The organism is Legionella brunensis (assembly GCF_001467025.1).
Taxonomy (GTDB): domain Bacteria; phylum Pseudomonadota; class Gammaproteobacteria; order Legionellales; family Legionellaceae; genus Tatlockia; species Tatlockia brunensis.
Genome location: NZ_LNXV01000036.1, coordinates 371993 through 390513 on the forward strand (window position 1 = coordinate 371993; position 18521 = coordinate 390513).

An 18521-nucleotide genomic window follows, 5' to 3' on the forward strand; every position below is an offset into this window, starting at 1 on the left:
GAACAGAGTTTATCACTTTAATTTACCAGTTGCTCGCTTGACTTCCTACCATAATTATCCTGAAATTATTTTCTAGAATATAAAAAGGAAATAATATGAAAGGACTTCTGCTTCTTATTCTGTTGATAGCCAATATCAATTTAGTTGCTCAAACCACAAATTTCATCGCTTGTGCCAGTAAATATGCACTCTGCACGACAGCGAAATGTACTCCTGTAGCAGGGAAGAAAGGGATTGTTGCTTGTGATTGTGATGTGAAGACAGGTTATTCTGCGGGTACCAAGCAATGCCAACAAGTTAAAAACACGAAGAAAGGACAACTGATCTATTCACGCTATTATCCAATTAAGAGTTATGCAAGTTGTGCTAATAGCCGCCCCTGGGCTTGGTGCCTTGATAAACCTTGTATCATTGATCCGAAGAATCCATCAAAAGCAGCCTGCGCTTGTTCTGTAGTAAAAAATTTAGGCAATTACGTTATTGTGACAGATACTTATCAAAAATCCACTTGTACGACTGGACTTATTTCCTCTGCAACCATTGCCCAACTTGATCAAATCACCAATTTTCTAAAAACACAAAAAGCACCACGTCCATTCCCTATAAAGGTAGTTAATCAGGAACAATCACCGTAACATTATGGCCGGGTCTTTGGATCCGGCATACAGTAAAATAAGTTAGGAATAAAAATATAATCTGCCATATTCATAAAATATTTTTTTGCTGTTTTTCTCCAGGAAAAGAAGACAGGAATTGAAGACGTTATCTTTTCTTCAATTTTAGTTGTATTTTGGTATTTGATTTTAGTCCAAAAGATCGCTATGGTATGTCTTTCGTTTTAGCTTGATGGTTAATCCACTATGCAAGAAACGCCCGATTCTTTCGACTTTGCTCACCTCTCCCCAGATGAGATTGCCCGCCTGCTTGAATCCTATAATCTTCGTTTGACTGTCGATGAGGCATTGACGATTCAAAATGTCTTATTGAAAAGACCCCCTACTTATGCCGAATGTGTTTTGTGGTCTATACAAGGTTCCGAACACTGCTCCTATAAAAGTAGTCGTAAGTACTTGAATCGTTTTAACACAAAAGCCCCGCATGTCATCCTTGGGCCCAAGGAAGATGCAGGTATTGTCGCTGTGGCAACTGATCATCAGGGTATGCGCTATGGTATTGTCGTAAGCCATGAATCCCATAATCATCCCTCACAGCTGGTTCCCTATGAGGGTGCCGCCACTGGCGTGGGGGGCAATGTAAGGGATGTTTGTTGTATGGGTGCTGAAGTCATAGCCGTTGCCGACTCCTTACGGTTTGGGGATATTAATCGGGCTAAAACCAAATGGATTCAGGATGGGGTTGTGCGTGGTATTGCAGGCTATGCTAATCCGCTTGGAATCCCCAATCTTGCGGGTGATACCTATTACGATGAAGCCTACAATGACAACTGCCTGGTAACCCTCGTCACTTTAGGCGTAATCCGTGAAGATCAAATCATTCACTCCTACGCCCCACCGAAAGCAACAAATTATAAATTTGTTTTAATTGGTAAACCTACAGACAATAGTGGCTTTGGCGGTGCTGCTTTTGCCTCTTCAACACTCGGGGAAGAACAGCAAGAAAAAAATAAAGGTGCTGTTCAAGAACCGAATGCATTTTTACAGCGACATCTGTTAAAAGCAAATTATGCTTTTTTTGAGTTGCTTCGTGAAAAAAATCTAATTGACCAAGTTGGCTTTAAAGATTTAGGGGCAGGAGGGATTGCCTGTGCCAGTGTTGAATTGGCCGAAGCCGGTGGCTATGGTGCTGAAATTGATCTTGAGTTAGTTCCAATCAGCATGAAAAATTTATCCCCTGCTGTTATCTTGTGCTCTGAAACACAAGAGCGTTTTATGTGGGTAATTCCTGAGAACTTAGTTGAAACTTTATTAACTCATTACAACGAACGTTTTGCCTTGCCAGAAATTTGTGAAGGTGCGGCGGCGACTGTCATTGGTAACTTAAGGCAAGATGGGATGTATGTTGTAAATTATCATGGTAAAACCATCGTTTCGGCCAATGCTAAAGACATCACCCAAGGAATTTTTTACGATCGTCCTTACTCTATTAAGAAAGAGACTCTTAAAGAACCCTCTATCCCCGTCACCGATTTAAACCATACACTACTGACTCTTTTAGCACACGAAAATATTGCGTCCAAAGCCCCAATTTATGAAACCTATGATAAACAGGTTCAAGGACGTAGCATAATTGAGCCTGGGTGGGCTGATGCCGGGCTTCTCGTTCCTTTTAATGACGATAAATACCCGGAAGAAATTCGCCATACCGGCGTAGCCTTATCAATTGACCATAACCCCCGTTATTGCAAAATTGATGCTTATTGGGGGGCTGTGAATGCGGTGATTGAATCGGTTCGCAATATTGTGGCAATAGGTGCCTGGCCTTTGTCGCTTACAGATTGTCTCTGCTTTGGTAATCCAGAAAAACCTGAGCACATGGCTCAATTTGTTGAAGCAATACAGGGAATTGTTGACGCTTGTAATGCTGTCAAAATGATTGATGATCCCAAGGTAAGCTTGCCTATTGTCTCTGGGAATGTTTCACTTTATAACGAATCGGCTCATGGCTCTATTCCTCCCAGTCCCATCATTAGTTGTCTTGGGGCAATAGCTGATTCCTCAAAAGCAATCACCTATGATTTTAAAAAACCTCACTCCGTCTTATTCTTAATTGGTGAACGTAAAGATGAGTGTGGAGGGAGTGTTTATTACCAACTCCATCAACAACTCGGTAACCAGGTGCCAAGACCAGATTTGACTGCTTTTACTAAGGAAATTGCTGCTGTGTATATCGCAATTGAGCAGGAGTTGGTTCTCTCAGCTCACGACATTTCCGAAGGGGGCATTGCCGTCACTTTGGCGGAAATGAGCTTTAAAAATCAAATTGGTACCAAGGTTTTTATTCCTGGTTCTCTGCCAGATGATAAGAAATTATTTTCCGAAAGCGGCGGTTTCATTCTTGAAATATCCCCCGACAAAGTAAGTCAGGTTAAACAAATATTTAAAACAAACTCTGTTCCCTTCATCGCAATTGGCGAAACAACAGTCGACCCCATTATTGCTATTAACGGTGTCATCAATTTACCAATTAGTACCGCCAATGCGGCTTGGGAAAATGGATTACGAGGGAGGCTAATATAATGTCAAGCATTGATTATAGAGCAGCTGGAGTTGACATCGAAGCTGGAAATGAAGCCGTACGTCGCATCAAAAAATCAGTTGAAACTACCTTTTCTCCCCAAGTATTAACCAATATTGGCAGTTTTGGGGCAATGTATGATCTAAAACCTCTGATGCAAGAATATAAGCATCCTGTGTTAGTACAAAGCATCGATGGAGTCGGTACTAAAATGATGGTGGCAAAAATGATGCAAAAATTTGACACCATTGGCATTGATTTAGTCAGTGCAACTAGCAATGACATTGTCGTCATGGGAGCTAAGCCACTCACTCTGTTGGATTATATCGCCAATGATCGCTTAAAACCCGAAATTATTGAACAAATTATCAACGGCATTGTTTTGGGTTGTCGCGCAAATGGTATTTCATTAGTCGGAGGCGAATTGGCAGAAATGCCAGGAACATATTTTCCAGGTGAATTTGATTTAGTAGGGGTTATCACCGGTGTTGTCGATAAGGATAAAGCTATTTTAGGTCAAGACATAGCTGAAGGTGACATCCTGGTCGCTTTTCCCTCAAGCGGCTTACATACAAATGGTTATTCACTCGCCCGAAAGTTACTTTTTGAAATTGCCGGGTATCGCGTGGAATCCTATTTTCCAGATTTTACCCATACAATTGGCGAAGAACTCTTATTACCTCACATTAATTACACAAACCCCATTTTGCATATTCTAGAACAAAATATTCTCATTAAAGGCATGGCGCACATAACAGGCGGAGGCTTATTAGAAAATATTCCACGAATTTTGTCGAATGGTTGTGCGGTAGAAATTTATAGACAACGAATTCCAGAGCGTCCAATTTTTAATTTATTGCGACGACTCGGCAATTTAGATGATCAGCAAATGTACCGGACTTTCAACATGGGTATCGGCTTAGTTTTATTCTTGTCCCCTGAAGTACTTTCTTCCGTTCGAGATGCATTGCGTCATTTCCCTGATTATCCTCTTCTTGAGATTGGGCATGTTGTTAAAGGTACAAATAAAAAAGTGAGCTTGCTATGATTCGAATCGGTTTAATCCAATTTCCAGGATCAAATTGTGAACGCGAGACTGCATTGGCTGTAAAGCGTGCTGGAATGGAACCGATTGAATTTATGTGGAATGAATCGTTGTACAAGCTTCGTAGTTTGGACGGCTATATTCTGGTAGGAGGCTTTTCCTATGAAGATCGCGCGCGCGCTGGCATCATCGCCGCGTTAGATCCCGTCATTCAAGAGATTAAAGCGCAAAGTGAGCAAGGCAAGCCCGTATTAGGAATTTGTAATGGTGCACAAATACTTGTCGAAGCCGGAATGGTTCCGGGTCTAGACAATCAAACACATCTCGCCCTAACAGAAAATAAACGTCTTTTTGATGGGAAAATTTTAGGCACAGGATTTTATAATACTTGGGTTAACATGCGTTTGCATGACAATCCCTCCCCCACTGCCTTCAATCGTCATCTTTCGCCTAAACAAATCATCACGTTGCCCATTGCGCATGCTGAAGGTCGTTTTGTTATGACTGACGCTGTATTTAATACATTAATAGAAAAAGGATTGAGTCTTTTTCAATACTGCGACTCCCAAGGTCAGATTATTGATAACTTACCCATTAATCCTAATGGTTCAATGGGTAACCTTGCAGCCGTTTCAAATCACGCGGGGAATGTGCTAGCAATGATGCCTCATCCAGAGCGTACCAAAAATGGCGATCCTATTTTCAGATCCATGCATGATTACATTAGATCTCTTTCAAAACTCGCCGAGGACAGCGAAGTACGAGGAGACGTGGAACGGAGAACCGGAGTGTACATATCAGTACATGAGGATTCGAGCACTGCATCGACGAAGCAATTCGCCTCCTCAGTAGAGTTTGGAAAGAGGTCTATTGTAGACAACGAAAAGCGGCAATTACCAACCCCACGCTTTAGCAAACCTAAACTCTTCTCCAAACCAGCTAACAGTCATGAATGTCTGGTCAAATTAATTATCACAGACAATCATGCTTTAACAGTCGAAAAAACTTTGAGAAAGCTAGGTTTTCCCGTCACAGTGAATCGTTTTAGGCATTGGGAAATTAATTGTGATTCAACCGCAATAGTCACCGAGACTAAAAAAAGTGGGGTTTTATATTGTGAGCGCAAAGAAAAGGAAATTGTGCTGCCTGAGCATGAAGAGCAAACCCTTTCTTATCTCGTTCGTGCAAAAGAAGATTTAATTGGTCAACAGGCCTTACAAACCCTGAAAGAACACTATGCAATTCAGCCTATTAATGCAATTAATCATGGCATTTTGTGGCAGTTCCAAAGTGATAATGACAATATCCACGAACTAATTGATAACATATTCTCAACCAACATTATGGGTAATCAGTATGCAAATGAATGCTACCAATATCGCTAATTATCGTAGAGAAATTCAAGCGGCAATTCCCTTTTGCCTCCACCAAACCAACCTGCCTATAAATTATAAATCTCAAGGAAAAGTAAGAGATTTTTATGATTTAGATGAGTATGTCTTGTTAATTACTACGGATAGGCTAACAGCATTTGATAGACAGCTGGCTCTTATTCCTTATAAGGGACAAGTATTAAACTTAACAAGTGCATGGTGGTTTGAACAAACAGCCAATATTGTACCTAATCACTTGGTAGCTATACCGGATCCCAATGTTATTATTGCCAAAAAATGCACTGTATTCCCCATTGAGTTTGTTGTTCGAGGTTATATCACGGGAACTACCAGCACTTCACTATGGACACAGTACAACCACGGAGTGCGAGAATACTGCGGCCTTAGTTTTCCAGAAGGTCTTAAGAAAAACCAAAAACTTCCTCAAGCCGTACTTACCCCTACTACGAAAGAAAAAACGCATGACAGGCCAATATCACCTAATGAAATTATTTCTGAAGGCTGGATGACTGAGGAGGATTGGTTTGCAGCAAGTGCCTTAGCACTTAAATTATATCAAGCAGGCGTAGAAATCGCTAAGAAGCATGGCTTAATTTTAGTGGATACAAAATACGAATTTGGCCGCGATAGAGCCGGCAATATCATTGTTGTGGATGAAATACACACACCTGACTCTAGCCGCTACTGGTTAGAAAATACTTATTCAGCGTGTATTTCCGCAGGAATAGAACCAGAAAATATTGATAAAGAATTTCTACGTTTGTGGTTTGCAAAAAATAGTGACCCATATAACGATGAGACATTACCTGAAGCCCCTGAGCAGTTGGTTACAGAACTTGCTTCACGCTATATTCATCTTTATGAAATGATCACAGGAAATTCTTTTAGTTTTATAGAACATGATGAGCCTGTAGAAGAGCGCATTCTGCGAAATATTGCAACTTACTTAAGGTAGACTCAAATGTGCGGCATTGTTGGTATTTATAGTCACCAGCCTGTAGCTTCGGAACTCTATGATAGTCTGATTCATTTACAACATCGTGGGCAGGATGCTGCAGGTATCCTCACCTACGACCAACGATTCTATACCAAACACGGTTTGGGGTTAGTACAGGAAATTTTTACGCCGGATAATATTGCAGCCCTTAAAGGAAAGATAGGTATAGGTCACACACGCTACCCTACTGCCGGTGGCTACACAGAATCAGACGCTCAGCCTTTATGGATAGGAAGCCCACGAGGAATAGCTCTAGCACATAATGGCAATTTATCTAATTATCAAGAATTAGCAGATGAAATCCGTACCAAACAACATCGGCATCTTAACTCTTCTCTAGATTCTGAAGTCTTACTACTAATATTGGCAGATGAGCTCTCTTCTCTCTCTTATAAAGAAGAGAGTGATGAAACATTTTTTGATGTGCTTTGTGAGGCAGTAAAGCACATTTTTAATTGTATAAAAGGGGCCTACTCCATTGTCAGTGTAATCATTGGCAAAGGATTAGTAGCCTTTCGCGATCCACATGGCATTCGTCCTTTAGTTTGGGGGACTCGCGAAAACCAAGACGGTACTGTGGATACAATTTTTTCTTCTGAAACTACGCCATTTTATGCACTCGGCTTTAAACCCCAGGGAGATATCAAACCCGGGGAAGTCGCTTATGTTAACCAATCCGGCGCCCTGTCTCGTCGAATTGTCAAAACCGCCGAATTCAAACCTTGCGTTTTTGAATATGTTTATTTTGCTAGGCCAGATGCCACCTTAAACAATGTTAGCGTCTATCGCGCACGTTTACGAATGGGACAAAATCTTGCTCATGCGTGGAAAGAAAAATATCCAGAGTTATTCCCCGATGTCGTTATCCCTGCACCCTTTACAGCAAATACAGCAGCGTTATCTTTTGCCCATGAGTTAGGTGTTCGCTATTCCGAAGGATTGTATAAAAATCCCTTTATTGGTCGCACTTTTATTATGCCGAATCAAAAAGAACGTAAACGAAGTATTCGCTATAAACTCACCCCACAACGCACTGAAATTGCCAATAAAATCGTGCTAATTGTTGACGACAGCATTGTCCGTGGAACCACTTCTCGGGAAATTGTAAAAATGGTGAGAGAATTTGGGGCAAAGAAAATTTATTTCGTGTCTACTTGCCCTACTATCAAACATCCCTGTTTTAATGGAATTGATATTCCCTCCAGCAGAGAACTTATTGCAGCCACACTAACTGAGGAAGAAATTGCCAGCTATCTTGGCGTTGATATTTTGCTGTATCAAACTCAAACTGATCTAATTGAGGCAGTCACACGTCGCGGCCAACATGAAATAAAACGCCCTTGCATGTCGTGTATGGATGGTGATTATTTCTGCAATACCATTACCTCTGATAAAAAGTTGCAATTAGAACAAGAACGACAACGCAATCGACTTATAACCAGTTAACCAGTGAAACATAATGAGGATTGAACATCATGAGAATTCTTCTTATCGGTTCCGGTGCTCGCGAGCATGCCATAGCAAGAGCATTGGCACGCTCGCCTCAAAACACAGAATTGTATTGTTATGGTAGTTTTACTAACCCTGGTATAAAACAGCTATCTAAGGATTATTTTCAGGGTGACATTACCGATTGTGCAGCTATAGTAGCTATGGCCAGGAAATGGCAGATTGATATGGCTATCATTGGACCTGAGACTCCCTTAGAGAAGGGAGTTGCCGATGTGCTTTGGCAACAAAAAATCCCTACTATTGGCCCTAAAAAAGTGTTGGCAAAAATTGAAACAAGCAAAGAATTTGCTCGTGATTTAATGCAGAAATACCATATTCCTGGATCTCCTCGTTGGCAAAAATTTGATAGTCTTGAACATGTGGATCATTTCCTCAAAGTTTTGGGTGAGGGGAATTATGTCATTAAGGCAAATGGTTTAATGAGCGGCAAAGGCGTTAAAGTTGCTGGTGAACATCTGCACTCCTTCAGTGAAGCCAAGGTATTCTGCCAGGAAATTCTTGATAAAAAACAAACCTTTATAATTGAGGAAAAACTCCATGGTCAAGAGTTTTCCTTTATGTGTTTTGCCGATGGTGAACGCCTCGTTCCTATGCCTTTAGTCCAGGATCACAAACGTGCCTATAATGGTGATCGGGGGCCTAATACCGGAGGTATGGGTAGTTACAGCGATAAAAACCATAGTCTCCCTTTTTTAACAGCAAATGAAGTAAATTTGGCATTTGCCATTAACGATGCTGTTTTCAACGCCCTAACCACTGAATGCAATGAAAAATATATTGGCATTTTTTATGGGAGCTTTATAGCTACTAAAAATGGTATTTATGTCATTGAATTTAATGCGCGATTTGGTGATCCAGAAGCTTTAAATGTTCTTGCTATTTTACAATCCGATTTTGTCGAAGTTTGTAAGGCCATGGTTAATGGAGATTTAAAATCAGAGCATGTTATATTTTCTAATCAAGCAACTGTCTGCAAATATGCAGTACCAGAAGGCTATCCTGATACCCCTGTAAAAAATTTTACATTTAATTACAGCAGGGTCCAACAACAAGGAAACTTATATTTCTCTGCTGTAAATCTAATCGAGGAGCAAATTATTGCCACAGGTGCACGAACTGCCGCCTACGTTGGTATTGCAGATACAATTTTTGCTGCAGAAAAATGTGTCGAAGATGAAATCTCTGTAATTGATGGACCACTGTTTCATCGGACAGATATTGGAACACAGCCATTAATACAAGACAGGATTGATGCTATGTCAAGGATTCACCAATGATTCGCTTAGGGATATTAGGCTCAACACGAGGCACTAATCTAAATGCCATTGTTCATGCCATTAATAATGAAACTTTGGACGCATCCATTGAGGTTGTCATTAGTAATAAAATTGATGCCCCCATCCTGGAAAAGGCCACTAATTTAGGCATTAAATCAATCTTCGCCAGTTCTGATGGATTAAGCCGACAATCCTTCGATTTTTATTTGTCTAATTTGCTTAAACAACATCATGTGGAGCTGGTTATACTCATAGGGTATATGCGAATTCTAACACCTCACTTTGTGCTTAATTGGACGAATCGAATTATCAATGTTCATCCCTCCTTGCTGCCAGCTTTTTCAGGATTAATGGATCTAAATGTCCATCGTGCAGTTTTAGAGTCAGAGGCAACTGTAACTGGTTGCTCAGTCCATTTTGTCACGGAAGAGGTTGATGCAGGCCCCTTAATTTTGCAAAAAAAATGTCCTGTGTTAAGCAACGATACGCCAGAAAATTTGAAGTTACGCGTTCAGCAACTTGAAGGTCAAGCACTGGTAGAAGCCATTCAAAAATGGTCTGAGTTAGAGGTTATTGTATAACATGAATTTTATAGGAATTAACATGTCAAAAGCACTTGTTTCCGTCTTAATGGGTTCAAAATCAGATTGGTCAATTATGGAATCGGCCAGTCTCATTCTAGAAGAATTGCATATTCCTCATCAGGTCCGTGCCCTATCAGCTCATCGAACACCTGATGCTCTTTTCGAATACCTAAAATCCGCACAAGAAGCCGGGGTAGAAGTATTTATTGCCGCTGCTGGTGGGGCTGCGCATTTACCGGGCATTATTGCTGCTAAAACGCTACTGCCTGTTTTAGGTGTCCCTATGCCTTCTGCAACATTCACAGACGGACTTGATGCATTACTTTCAATCGTGCAAATGCCGGCAGGAATCCCTGTTGGTACACTTGCAGTGGGTAAAGCCGGAGCCATTAATGCCGCCATTTTGGCAGCAACAATACTGGGGAATAAATATCCTGAGTATCGTACTGCCGTACAAAAATATCGTGACATGCAAGCTAAAAAAGTGCTTGAGAATGCAGCTATTAAAGGTTAATTGCCCAATGGGCAGACTCAATAAGCAAAGTCTAGATTTTTGAGCATCGTAGCGCAGAAAATCAAGACTTTTCGGACAGTAATCGTTCAGAGGGTATGCTTGAATCTTGGGAAGCGGTTAGATTTTAGTGCAGGTTGCGCGAAAATGATGCTGAGGAAATGTAACATACATCAGTATGCGAGGCTTCCGAAGTATCATTTTCGCACAAGATGCGCCAAATACAACCACTCAGTGAATAGGGCGTGAACGCTTACTAATCAAACACTGTCAAACCCTTCCCTAATTCACAGTGAATTTTGTAACTCTTTACCTTGCTATAATCTTTGGCCTGCATCAGGGTAATACTTAATAGTGCCTGACCGTTAGATTGCAAATTGTACTTACTGTAAGCAAAAGCTGGGGTGTCAGGTAAAGAAGGATCGTTAAGGGTAAAATGTCTGTCTGAAGCTGTAATGCGTTCATTACTTATCAACATGACAGCATTAGGTCTTACCGCAGTCGTAACATCTGGTAAATCAATTTCTGAGGTGCATTCCTTAATTGCCCAAACCCATGTTAGCTGCTTCCCATTTGTAATTGCTTTAGCTACTTCCGAGAAAGATTTTAACTCTCCCGCATAGCTGTTAAAACAAATCACGGCTAAAACTGTGATAAAAATTTTTTTCATTGGCATCCCTCATCAAGTTAAAATTTCTTTACTTATGCTGGCCACATTTGTCAGCTGTTTCCGTATGAGGCCCAAAGTTTATCGTGATTTCCTATCCTTTGAAAGGGTGAAAAACCGAATCTGCAATTACTATAGAATTAACAAAATACGCCCCTTAGATAACTGCTTCAACCATTTATCTGTTACACTAAATTTATCAACATAAGATAAGGGATTATCTATGCATAACATTTTGTTTTTTTTAATTTTTTTATTTTCTTCTTCATGTCTTGCAGAAGTACATGAAATTGCTATTACCATTGATGACTTACCCTTCGTTGCCGGAAGAATGGATACTCCAGGTAATCAGCAAAGAACAACTGCGCGCTTTGCGAAAATCCTTGAGGCTCTGGTTGAAAACAAAGTTCCAGCAACGGGCTTTATTATTGCAGGAGCAATTGCCAAAGGCCAAATGGCCTTTTTAGAGCAATTTCGTCAAGCTGGATTAATGCTGGGTAATCACACCTACTCCCATTATAACTTGAATCAAATGAGCGCCGATAAGTATATTGCAGATATTGCTCGAGCTGATAAAAAGCTTGCGTCGCTGCTATCAGAGCCTAAATATTTTCGCTATCCTTATCTTGCCGAGGGTAATAAACTAAAAAAACAAAAGGTTCGTGATTACCTCGCTGCCAATCATTACATTATCGCCCCCGTCACTGTTGATAGTCTGGATTTTAGATTCAATGAAAAAATTTATAAAATTCCCTACCGTGAAAGAGAAGCGTACATCAAACGACTCAAACCACAGTACCTTGCTTTTATTTGGAAACAAACTCTTAGGGCAGAAAAAAGAGCAAAAGGACAACCTGTTAAGCAAATATTACTAATTCATGCCAATATACTTAACAGCTATTTACTAGGCGATATCATCCAAATGTATAAAGACCATGGTTACAATTTTATTAGCCTAACGGAAGCGCTTAAAAATCCTGCACCAGCAATTACTTTCCCAGCCCCTCATGAAAATGAGGATACAAAATCCCTGGAAGAAGAATTTTTTTCTTTTTGGGATGATTAATTAACTGCCTCATTGGAGGCAGTTGTCGAAATTGAAACACTGAAAAGGACTAACCTTCGACTCGCGGATCTTTTAAAAATGGCAGTAAACGGCAATAATGCTTAGCCCCCATTCTTTCACTTAATCCTTTAGCCATTGCAGTCGCCATTAACTGTGATATGGCGTATTCACAATTTAACGCCAACGCATCGTGAATAGCCGTCTGAGCTAGTGAGGAGCATAAACCCTTTTTTTGCATACGAGCCAGCGTAGCGCCATTATAGAACCCAACAACGTTATCATTAATATAGCTAGTTAACGTGGCTGCCGGTTCGTTTGTAGTTTGTGCTTTATAAACTGGAAGATTATCTCTGTCTAGGATTTTCAGTAAATAGCGATTGATAGTGCCAGAATTGGTAATCCCTTATTCAGAAAAACCTGCACTATAATCCAGGAGTAACAGCTTCAATTAATGAATGAGCCTGTTTGCCTACTTTGTCTTCCGATGCGCTGCAAACAAGCAATATACCGCAGACCAGTCCAGCTAAACCTATGGTCGCTGCAAGTGGTAATACCATAAGGCTTGCAGCGACCATCGCAGAGATTGCTGCAGTGACTAGTACAGCGATGCCTAAAATCATCATTCCCTTTCCTACATTTTTTATAGTTTCATCACTTTCAAACGTATAATTCAATTGCTGAAAATAAGATTCGGCGAATTCATTAGGTGACTCAAGAAAAGTACTTGCTTCATTAAGCCATCGCGACTTATCAACTTCCGTAGCCGACGAAAGAAAAATCTCACTTTGTAAGCTTCGCGCGGCTTTGATAACTTCAGGTTGCTCTTTATAGCTAAGAAGAACTTTATTAAAACGTTGGAACGCCTGTTCTGTTTCTGGAACTTCAGCTAGGGCACAAGAATGCTCATTTTTCTCTAAAAAATGCATTAAAGCATTTAATACTATTTGCCCTGATTCATTTTCTTTTATTTTACGACAAGCCTGAGCCAGCTGGGAGTTAGCAGAATGTTCTGCTCGCAGTGTTGCCAAGACATTTGCTGTATCTTCATAAAGGAGATCCATAACCAGCTTTACCTCATTAAAATATTGGTTATGTTTATAAGCAAAATGCCAAAGCCCTTTAAACTCAAGAGATTGGCTCAAGTACCCAAGAAGTTCCACACTTTGTAAATAAGATTGAGGGCTTTCTGTTACTCGATCTAAATCCAAAATCTGCTGGTAGTATAGTCTTAAGACTTGCAGACCCAGCTCGGTTTTATCTCGATCAAGACTAATTTGCGGTCGTTGCCGTTTCACCACATTCGAACAGTCAATAAATATTTGTCTTAGTTCTTCAGGGCTTATATTTTTTTGCTCCCCTACACGTTGTATAGCAAGAAACAGCACAACAACCAGAGCACTACGCGAGCGTCCCGCCTTGCAGTGAACATAAACAGTTCCTCCTGCTTGATATACACTCATCATTTTTTGCAGTGTCTCAAGTACAAGAATAGGGCTGGCATTATCGGAATAATCTGTAAACGGTAAATGGTGGTGACTAATTCCAGCTTGACACCACAGAAAAGGTGCAGTCACTTCAAAAGGTGTGCCACAGCCAGCAAGCTCAAAACAGTCGTTACAAGAAACGACTAATCCATTAGGTATCAATTCACTTAACAAATCTTTATTAAATGAATCAATCGGAATTTGTCCTAAAAGCAGACGGCCACTACCATTCTCATCACGAAGGATTTCATTATAAGTATCCCAACCCACAAGCCTTTGTGCACGATTGAAGAAATGGCTTGTACCAAAGATAGCCCTGGAGGATAGCTTGGCCTTAGTTAGTGAAAAATAAGGTAAGTAATCTGATCTTTTCAATTAATAGCCATCAACACCGACAAATTGGTCAATATGATAGCATTTAATTCATTTATAAATCAAGAAGACCAGATATACTTAATTCATTTAGAGGGAACTCTAGCCATCCGAAAATGGCTAGAATCTATCAAAAATAGCAACCAATACCATCAAATCCAATCACTTCACATTTTTGCAATGATGAAGCATCGAGCTTATAAGAAACAAAGCCAAAGTTAGCAATGATTTGTCCTGTTTTAGTTTGTGTTAACTTTGGTTGTGTATAAGCTAATTGCGATTCACAAGCTTTTTTTACAGGTATCCAATGCACTTTGCCTTTGTTTACTACAATAGCATTGGGTTGATAGGCTTCTTGACCACAAGAGGTTAAAGCTAATTCTTTAGCTTTTGGCATCGTTAAAATCAGATCATAATTAGCCATTGCCGCTTTTACTGCATTTTCAGCATCCAAAATTCCATGACCACAAGGCTTTTTCCCAATGCAAGAATTATTCTCGTCCGAGGTTTGGCCAAAATTATGAGTAGTCGCGTAAAGAATTTGTTCTACTTTTTCCGGTGTAATATAACCATCACTCACAGCAAAAATTAATCCCGCCACACCTGCAACATGGGGTGAGGCCATGCTGGTCCCTTGATAGAAGTCAAAACCGGAATTTTGATAGCCACCACCTGGCTTAACCGTCGATAAAATTCCTCCTTTTCGGCCATAGCGTAAGTCTCCCCCCGGTGCCGCAAAGGAAACGCTAGGACCATAATTTGAATAGTAAGCTCTAAGCCCGGCAGGCCCCGTTGATGCCACTTTAATTGTGCTGTTGCATACCGCTGGTGCATTATAATGCTCCCAATGATTATCATTGCCAGCTGCAACAGCAACAACGGCTCCCTTTTCTCGGGCATAGAAAAGAGCTTCTTGCAAAGCCTCATCACAATGGTCTATTTCTTTGCCTGGACGTTCATCTACACCAAAGCTCATATTAAGAACTTTTGCTGGATGAGGATTAACAGGTACTCCAGGAACTTCACCGCCAACTGCCCAATAGATAGCGTTAACCACCTGACTTTCATAAAACATGCCGGAAGCATCTGGGATTTTAATTGCTAACACTTTCAATTCCTCTCCCATCCCTGTCATTACATCACCATAACCCGCAATAGTTCCAGCCACATGCGTTCCATGATAAGACCCTGTTTCATCGCTGATATCACGATTATTAGCAGCAAAATTCCATCCCCAAACATTCCCCTGTTGATCTTTAACAAGGTTATTGACCAAACTGCTATTAAGAGCAACCCCAGTATCAAGAACAGCAACAACAATAGATTTTGAGGCTTTGCCAGTGGTATACGCCCAGGCACCATCTCGACGTCCCGCAGCAGATTCGAGCATCACACCTCCTGGCGAGGAAAACTCATCCCATTGCGACTCATGTGAAAGGAGTGTTGACGAAGTTTCATCGACGAGTTTAGGGAGAGGTTTAAAATAGCCTACTCTGTCTTCTAGAGCATACGCTATTTTAGGATTACTTCGCAGATCACTTAAAATCTTTGCTAAAAGCATTTTTTTATCGTTGTTATTCTTCATACCAGACGTTTTGTAGATCAAAGAATAAGCTCCGCCAGCCATTGGCGTTAGTGATTGAAGCGGCAAACCGGAAACGCTCCTTAGCTGTGCTTTTAGTGTGAGTAGGGATAATTGCTCTTTATATTTCACAATTAAACGGATTCCCTCATCAGCAATAGCCATTGAGGTGAATGTTAGGAATATCAATCCTATAAGTGACTTGTAACGCATGCATGCTCCTTTGCTTTAAATATCCAAATGATAGTATGCAAAAGAAAGCTAAACTCTGGAAGTGGATTAAGGAAACAAACCACACTCCTTGCTTACTATCCAATGGCCAAAGCTAATCAGTATTTAATATAAATAGAAAGGTAAGCCGCATTGCTGCAGAAACATGCATCAAACACGGCTTTACTATTGATAATTAATTTCCCAGGACCTTAAGCAGCCATAACTACTCACTACCAGGGTAAATATTTGTTAAATCAGAGCATATTAATGTCAAGTAGTATAATTATATTCGCTTTGCGAAGTCCCTTCATCTTTTTCAAGAGAGAAAAAGGAGTGCGAATTGATAGAAGCATTCATTTTATGTTTTTCTAAATTTTTCTCCAATTCAGCAACAACATCTAATGTTATTTTTGCATTAATTAATACAATTTTTACTAAATCAATATTAAAGTAGGAAAGCTCCTCTGGATTGTGGGCCTTCCCATGAGGGCGCGCCATACCACCTGTGGCGTGCGTATGAGTTATCATATCTGTGATATAATTTTCCAGTTGTATTCGTTTATGAGAACTTCCATTTCCTACTTCGGAAATTGTTCCACCTAAATGTTTGGTGATGAGAGAATGAATTTTTTTGTACTTAATTCCTCTCTTCCCTTCTAAAATTTCGCGCAATAAAGCCACATGTTTTGGTTTTAACGCATTTAACATCGCCTCCATAGCAACATTTTTATACGTTGGAGTTTGTTTTTCTGGAGTATCGACCTCTGACTTTGCTTGGTCTCGCATTTGAGCTAGTTTTTTATCTTCTCGTTTTTGGTTTACTTCATGACGGAACTGTTCTAGCTTTTCTTTTTGCGTTTGAGCAAAATTGTCTTGCTCTCTTTTTCTTTGCTCTAGAAGCTCCAGCTGTCTTTTTTCATTTTTTACTTGCTGTTCCTGGGCTTGTCTTAACTGCTCAGCTTCCATTTGCTTGACTTGTTCAAAGCACGTAGTTAGTGAGGCATTCATCCCTTTAATTTGCCCTAGAACCTCATCCATACTTCGATTGCACTCTATGGTAAAAATTTCAAGCTCTTCTAGAGTAGAGATTTCCTGGGGAAACTCATCATTTAATCTTTTCTTGATAATAGCAATAATCTCTATTACAGAATCAAAATCACTCTCCACAAACGACGTGGTAATGAATGTTTTTTTGCCTGACTTTAGGTCTTTAAACAATTGGTGAGTTGCTGCAAATGAAGAATTAATTTCGTTTAATTTTTTCCTACCTTCTATCACAAAATTTTTGTACGCATTTGTTAAAGAGAGTGCATAATTTACTTGGGTCTTAAAATTATTAATTATGTCAATTATTTTTTGATAATGTTGATCAACGGCAAAAAAAGTGTTCACATGATTTTCTATCTTTTGTATGGTTTCTTTATGCTCTTGAAATTTACTCTTGTATTCGGCAATGGTAGCGCTGATCGATTTTTCTGCTAAAGTCACTTGGGTTAACTCATGAGAGAAATCTTTTTTAAATGGCGATTTGATTTCAGTGACCTCTTTCAACAAATCTATGAGGACTTCATTTACATTTACCCCCTGAGATATAGGCTCCAAAAAACTGATGTTGACTGATGATTGATGAAATTCTTCGCCATTTCTTATTCTCTTTTTCTTTGAAGTTCTATCTTTAAATTTTATTGTTTGCGCCAGTTGCTCATAATTGGGGGGGAGAATGGGTTGAAGTTGGGTATGAAGTAACTTTAAAGAATCTAATTCGTGAAAGGTTGCTGAAAGTTTCTCTTGTATTTCCACATCTTTTGATTTAATCCTATCACGAGAAGAGATGCTATACCGCATTTCATAATCCAGTATCAGATTTAGTATCGCAATCGCTTGGGTATTTTTTAATGAGGCGATCCTTCTTATTTCTTTAAAAAAATTAATACGCTCTGATAAGGTCTTCTCTAAAACAGGTAAATATGAAATTTGGAATTCCTTTGGTGTGACCTTAACATTAAAAATATCTTGAGCATATCCCACAATATCTTCCTGATTTATTTCATTCCTAGCCATTTTGAATAGATAAATTTTGTGGCTTATTAAATAACGGACACGTATCTCAATTAAATTAATTATTTGATCGAATGCAGGTGCTAAAGTGTGCGAAATTGGCATTATATGTCTTTTATCAATTGCAGATGAGCAATTATTATTCATATAGGTATTTATGTCAACACAATATGGCTTTTACTCAGATTGTCAAACGTTAAATGCTTTTAATCTGAACCGATGGAGAAAGCGAATCATTTAATATTCTCTTAATTTATTAAAATTACAATATGAACCAATAAGAGACAAATTTGTTGCAATTTTTTTATCTAGAATATTTATGAGAGTTCTCAAATCGATAATTGGTTTTTTCAAGAATTGGGAAGGTGCTTATAAAGAACTAAGAAATCATGGTCACAAGGATTTGCCTGAGCCGGAATTTGCTGCAGAAAGAACCATAAATACGGAAGCTACTTCATTCTTTTTTTCAAACCAACACCCCTCTCCACCGGCTTGTCCTGATTTTTTTACGCATTCAATGACAGAAGATTTGGCCAATGTTGGTGAAAAAAAAGCCTTAGGCTA

Annotated in this window: 16 protein-coding genes; 11 read left to right on the plus strand and 5 right to left on the minus strand. The window is 39.7% G+C overall.

The window, feature by feature from the left end; genetic code table 11:
- The first annotated feature begins 95 nt into the window (after window positions 1-95).
- From Lbru_RS15935 to purE, 9 genes are all read left to right on the plus strand, one after another.
- Window positions 96-635: a hypothetical protein gene (locus tag Lbru_RS15935; RefSeq protein ID WP_058443100.1), complete on the plus strand. Its 540-nt coding sequence runs from the start codon at window positions 96-98 to the stop codon at window positions 633-635.
- Between the two features lie 225 nt (window positions 636-860).
- Window positions 861-3197: a phosphoribosylformylglycinamidine synthase subunit PurL gene (purL, locus tag Lbru_RS15940; RefSeq protein ID WP_058443101.1), complete on the plus strand. Its 2337-nt coding sequence runs from the start codon at window positions 861-863 to the stop codon at window positions 3195-3197.
- Window positions 3197-4243, plus strand: a complete 1047-nt coding sequence (gene purM / locus Lbru_RS15945) for a phosphoribosylformylglycinamidine cyclo-ligase (RefSeq protein WP_058443102.1) — start codon at window positions 3197-3199, stop codon at window positions 4241-4243. Before purL ends, purM begins: the two co-directional genes overlap by 1 nt.
- Window positions 4240-5625 (plus strand): phosphoribosylformylglycinamidine synthase I, encoded by a 1386-nt coding sequence (purQ, locus tag Lbru_RS17880; RefSeq protein ID WP_058443103.1) that lies wholly within the window; start codon window positions 4240-4242, stop codon window positions 5623-5625. Before purM ends, purQ begins: the two co-directional genes overlap by 4 nt.
- The gene (locus Lbru_RS15955) at window positions 5597-6589 is read left to right on the plus strand and encodes a phosphoribosylaminoimidazolesuccinocarboxamide synthase (protein WP_058443104.1); all 993 of its coding nucleotides are present in this window, start codon (window positions 5597-5599) and stop codon (window positions 6587-6589) included. The genes purQ and Lbru_RS15955 overlap by 29 nt, the downstream gene beginning before the upstream one ends.
- Before the next feature lie 6 nt (window positions 6590-6595).
- The gene (purF, locus tag Lbru_RS15960) at window positions 6596-8077 is read left to right on the plus strand and encodes an amidophosphoribosyltransferase (protein ID WP_058443105.1); all 1482 of its coding nucleotides are present in this window, start codon (window positions 6596-6598) and stop codon (window positions 8075-8077) included.
- Window positions 8078-8106: 29 nt separating this feature from the next.
- Window positions 8107-9420, plus strand: a complete 1314-nt coding sequence (gene purD / locus Lbru_RS15965) for a phosphoribosylamine--glycine ligase (RefSeq protein WP_058443106.1) — start codon at window positions 8107-8109, stop codon at window positions 9418-9420.
- Window positions 9417-10001: a phosphoribosylglycinamide formyltransferase gene (gene purN / locus Lbru_RS15970; protein ID WP_058443107.1), complete on the plus strand. Its 585-nt coding sequence runs from the start codon at window positions 9417-9419 to the stop codon at window positions 9999-10001. The genes purD and purN overlap by 4 nt, the downstream gene beginning before the upstream one ends.
- Window positions 10002-10023: 22 nt before the next feature.
- A complete protein-coding gene (gene purE / locus Lbru_RS15975; RefSeq protein WP_058443108.1) occupies window positions 10024-10518 on the plus strand; it encodes a 5-(carboxyamino)imidazole ribonucleotide mutase in 495 nt (164 codons plus the stop codon).
- A gap of 253 nt (window positions 10519-10771) precedes the next feature.
- On the opposite strand, the gene Lbru_RS15980 is transcribed toward purE, so the two are convergent.
- Window positions 10772-11185 carry a VirK family protein gene (locus Lbru_RS15980; protein ID WP_058443109.1) on the minus strand — a complete coding sequence of 138 codons (414 nt, stop codon included), beginning with the start codon at window positions 11183-11185 and terminating at the stop codon, window positions 10772-10774.
- Window positions 11186-11405: 220 nt separating this feature from the next.
- Here Lbru_RS15980 and Lbru_RS15985 point away from each other — a divergent pair, with 220 nt between their 5' ends.
- Complete coding sequence (locus tag Lbru_RS15985; RefSeq protein ID WP_058443110.1) at window positions 11406-12248, plus strand: polysaccharide deacetylase family protein; 843 nt, start codon at window positions 11406-11408, stop codon at window positions 12246-12248.
- A gap of 49 nt (window positions 12249-12297) precedes the next feature.
- On the opposite strand, the gene Lbru_RS15990 is transcribed toward Lbru_RS15985, so the two are convergent.
- The 4 genes from Lbru_RS15990 to Lbru_RS16005 form a co-directional block, all read right to left on the minus strand.
- Window positions 12298-12486: a hypothetical protein gene (locus Lbru_RS15990; RefSeq protein ID WP_058443111.1), complete on the minus strand. Its 189-nt coding sequence runs from the start codon at window positions 12484-12486 to the stop codon at window positions 12298-12300.
- 184 nt (window positions 12487-12670) lie between these two features.
- Window positions 12671-14107: a protein-tyrosine phosphatase family protein gene (locus Lbru_RS15995; protein ID WP_058443112.1), complete on the minus strand. Its 1437-nt coding sequence runs from the start codon at window positions 14105-14107 to the stop codon at window positions 12671-12673.
- Between the two features lie 127 nt (window positions 14108-14234).
- Window positions 14235-15899 carry a S8 family peptidase gene (locus tag Lbru_RS16000; RefSeq protein WP_058443113.1) on the minus strand — a complete coding sequence of 555 codons (1665 nt, stop codon included), beginning with the start codon at window positions 15897-15899 and terminating at the stop codon, window positions 14235-14237.
- A gap of 270 nt (window positions 15900-16169) precedes the next feature.
- On the minus strand, window positions 16170-18062 hold the full coding sequence (locus tag Lbru_RS16005; RefSeq protein WP_058443114.1) for a cell envelope integrity TolA family protein: 1893 nt from the start codon (window positions 18060-18062) through the stop codon (window positions 16170-16172).
- Between the two features lie 214 nt (window positions 18063-18276).
- Between Lbru_RS16005 and Lbru_RS17405 the strand changes: the two genes are divergently transcribed.
- Window positions 18277-18521 (plus strand): hypothetical protein (locus Lbru_RS17405; protein ID WP_162262415.1); only part of this gene is annotated, 245 nt, incomplete at its 3' end.

Excerpts from the sequence above, each read along its gene's own strand:
- Lbru_RS15935 (WP_058443100.1), top strand. The coding sequence starts at position 96 with ATGAAAGGACTTCTGCTTCTTATTCTGTTGATAGCCAATATCAATTTA.
- purL (WP_058443101.1), top strand. The coding sequence starts at position 861 with ATGCAAGAAACGCCCGATTCTTTCGACTTTGCTCACCTCTCCCCAGAT.
- purM (WP_058443102.1), top strand. The coding sequence starts at position 3,197 with ATGTCAAGCATTGATTATAGAGCAGCTGGAGTTGACATCGAAGCTGGA.
- purQ (WP_058443103.1), top strand. The coding sequence starts at position 4,240 with ATGATTCGAATCGGTTTAATCCAATTTCCAGGATCAAATTGTGAACGC.
- Lbru_RS15955 (WP_058443104.1), top strand. The coding sequence starts at position 5,597 with ATGCAAATGAATGCTACCAATATCGCTAATTATCGTAGAGAAATTCAA.
- purF (WP_058443105.1), top strand. The coding sequence starts at position 6,596 with ATGTGCGGCATTGTTGGTATTTATAGTCACCAGCCTGTAGCTTCGGAA.
- purD (WP_058443106.1), top strand. The coding sequence starts at position 8,107 with ATGAGAATTCTTCTTATCGGTTCCGGTGCTCGCGAGCATGCCATAGCA.
- purN (WP_058443107.1), top strand. The coding sequence starts at position 9,417 with ATGATTCGCTTAGGGATATTAGGCTCAACACGAGGCACTAATCTAAAT.
- purE (WP_058443108.1), top strand. The coding sequence starts at position 10,024 with ATGTCAAAAGCACTTGTTTCCGTCTTAATGGGTTCAAAATCAGATTGG.
- Lbru_RS15980 (WP_058443109.1), bottom strand. The coding sequence starts at position 11,185 with ATGAAAAAAATTTTTATCACAGTTTTAGCCGTGATTTGTTTTAACAGC.
- Lbru_RS15985 (WP_058443110.1), top strand. The coding sequence starts at position 11,406 with ATGCATAACATTTTGTTTTTTTTAATTTTTTTATTTTCTTCTTCATGT.
- Lbru_RS15990 (WP_058443111.1), bottom strand. The coding sequence starts at position 12,486 with ATGCAAAAAAAGGGTTTATGCTCCTCACTAGCTCAGACGGCTATTCAC.
- Lbru_RS16000 (WP_058443113.1), bottom strand. The coding sequence starts at position 15,899 with ATGCGTTACAAGTCACTTATAGGATTGATATTCCTAACATTCACCTCA.
- Lbru_RS16005 (WP_058443114.1), bottom strand. The coding sequence starts at position 18,062 with ATGCCAATTTCGCACACTTTAGCACCTGCATTCGATCAAATAATTAAT.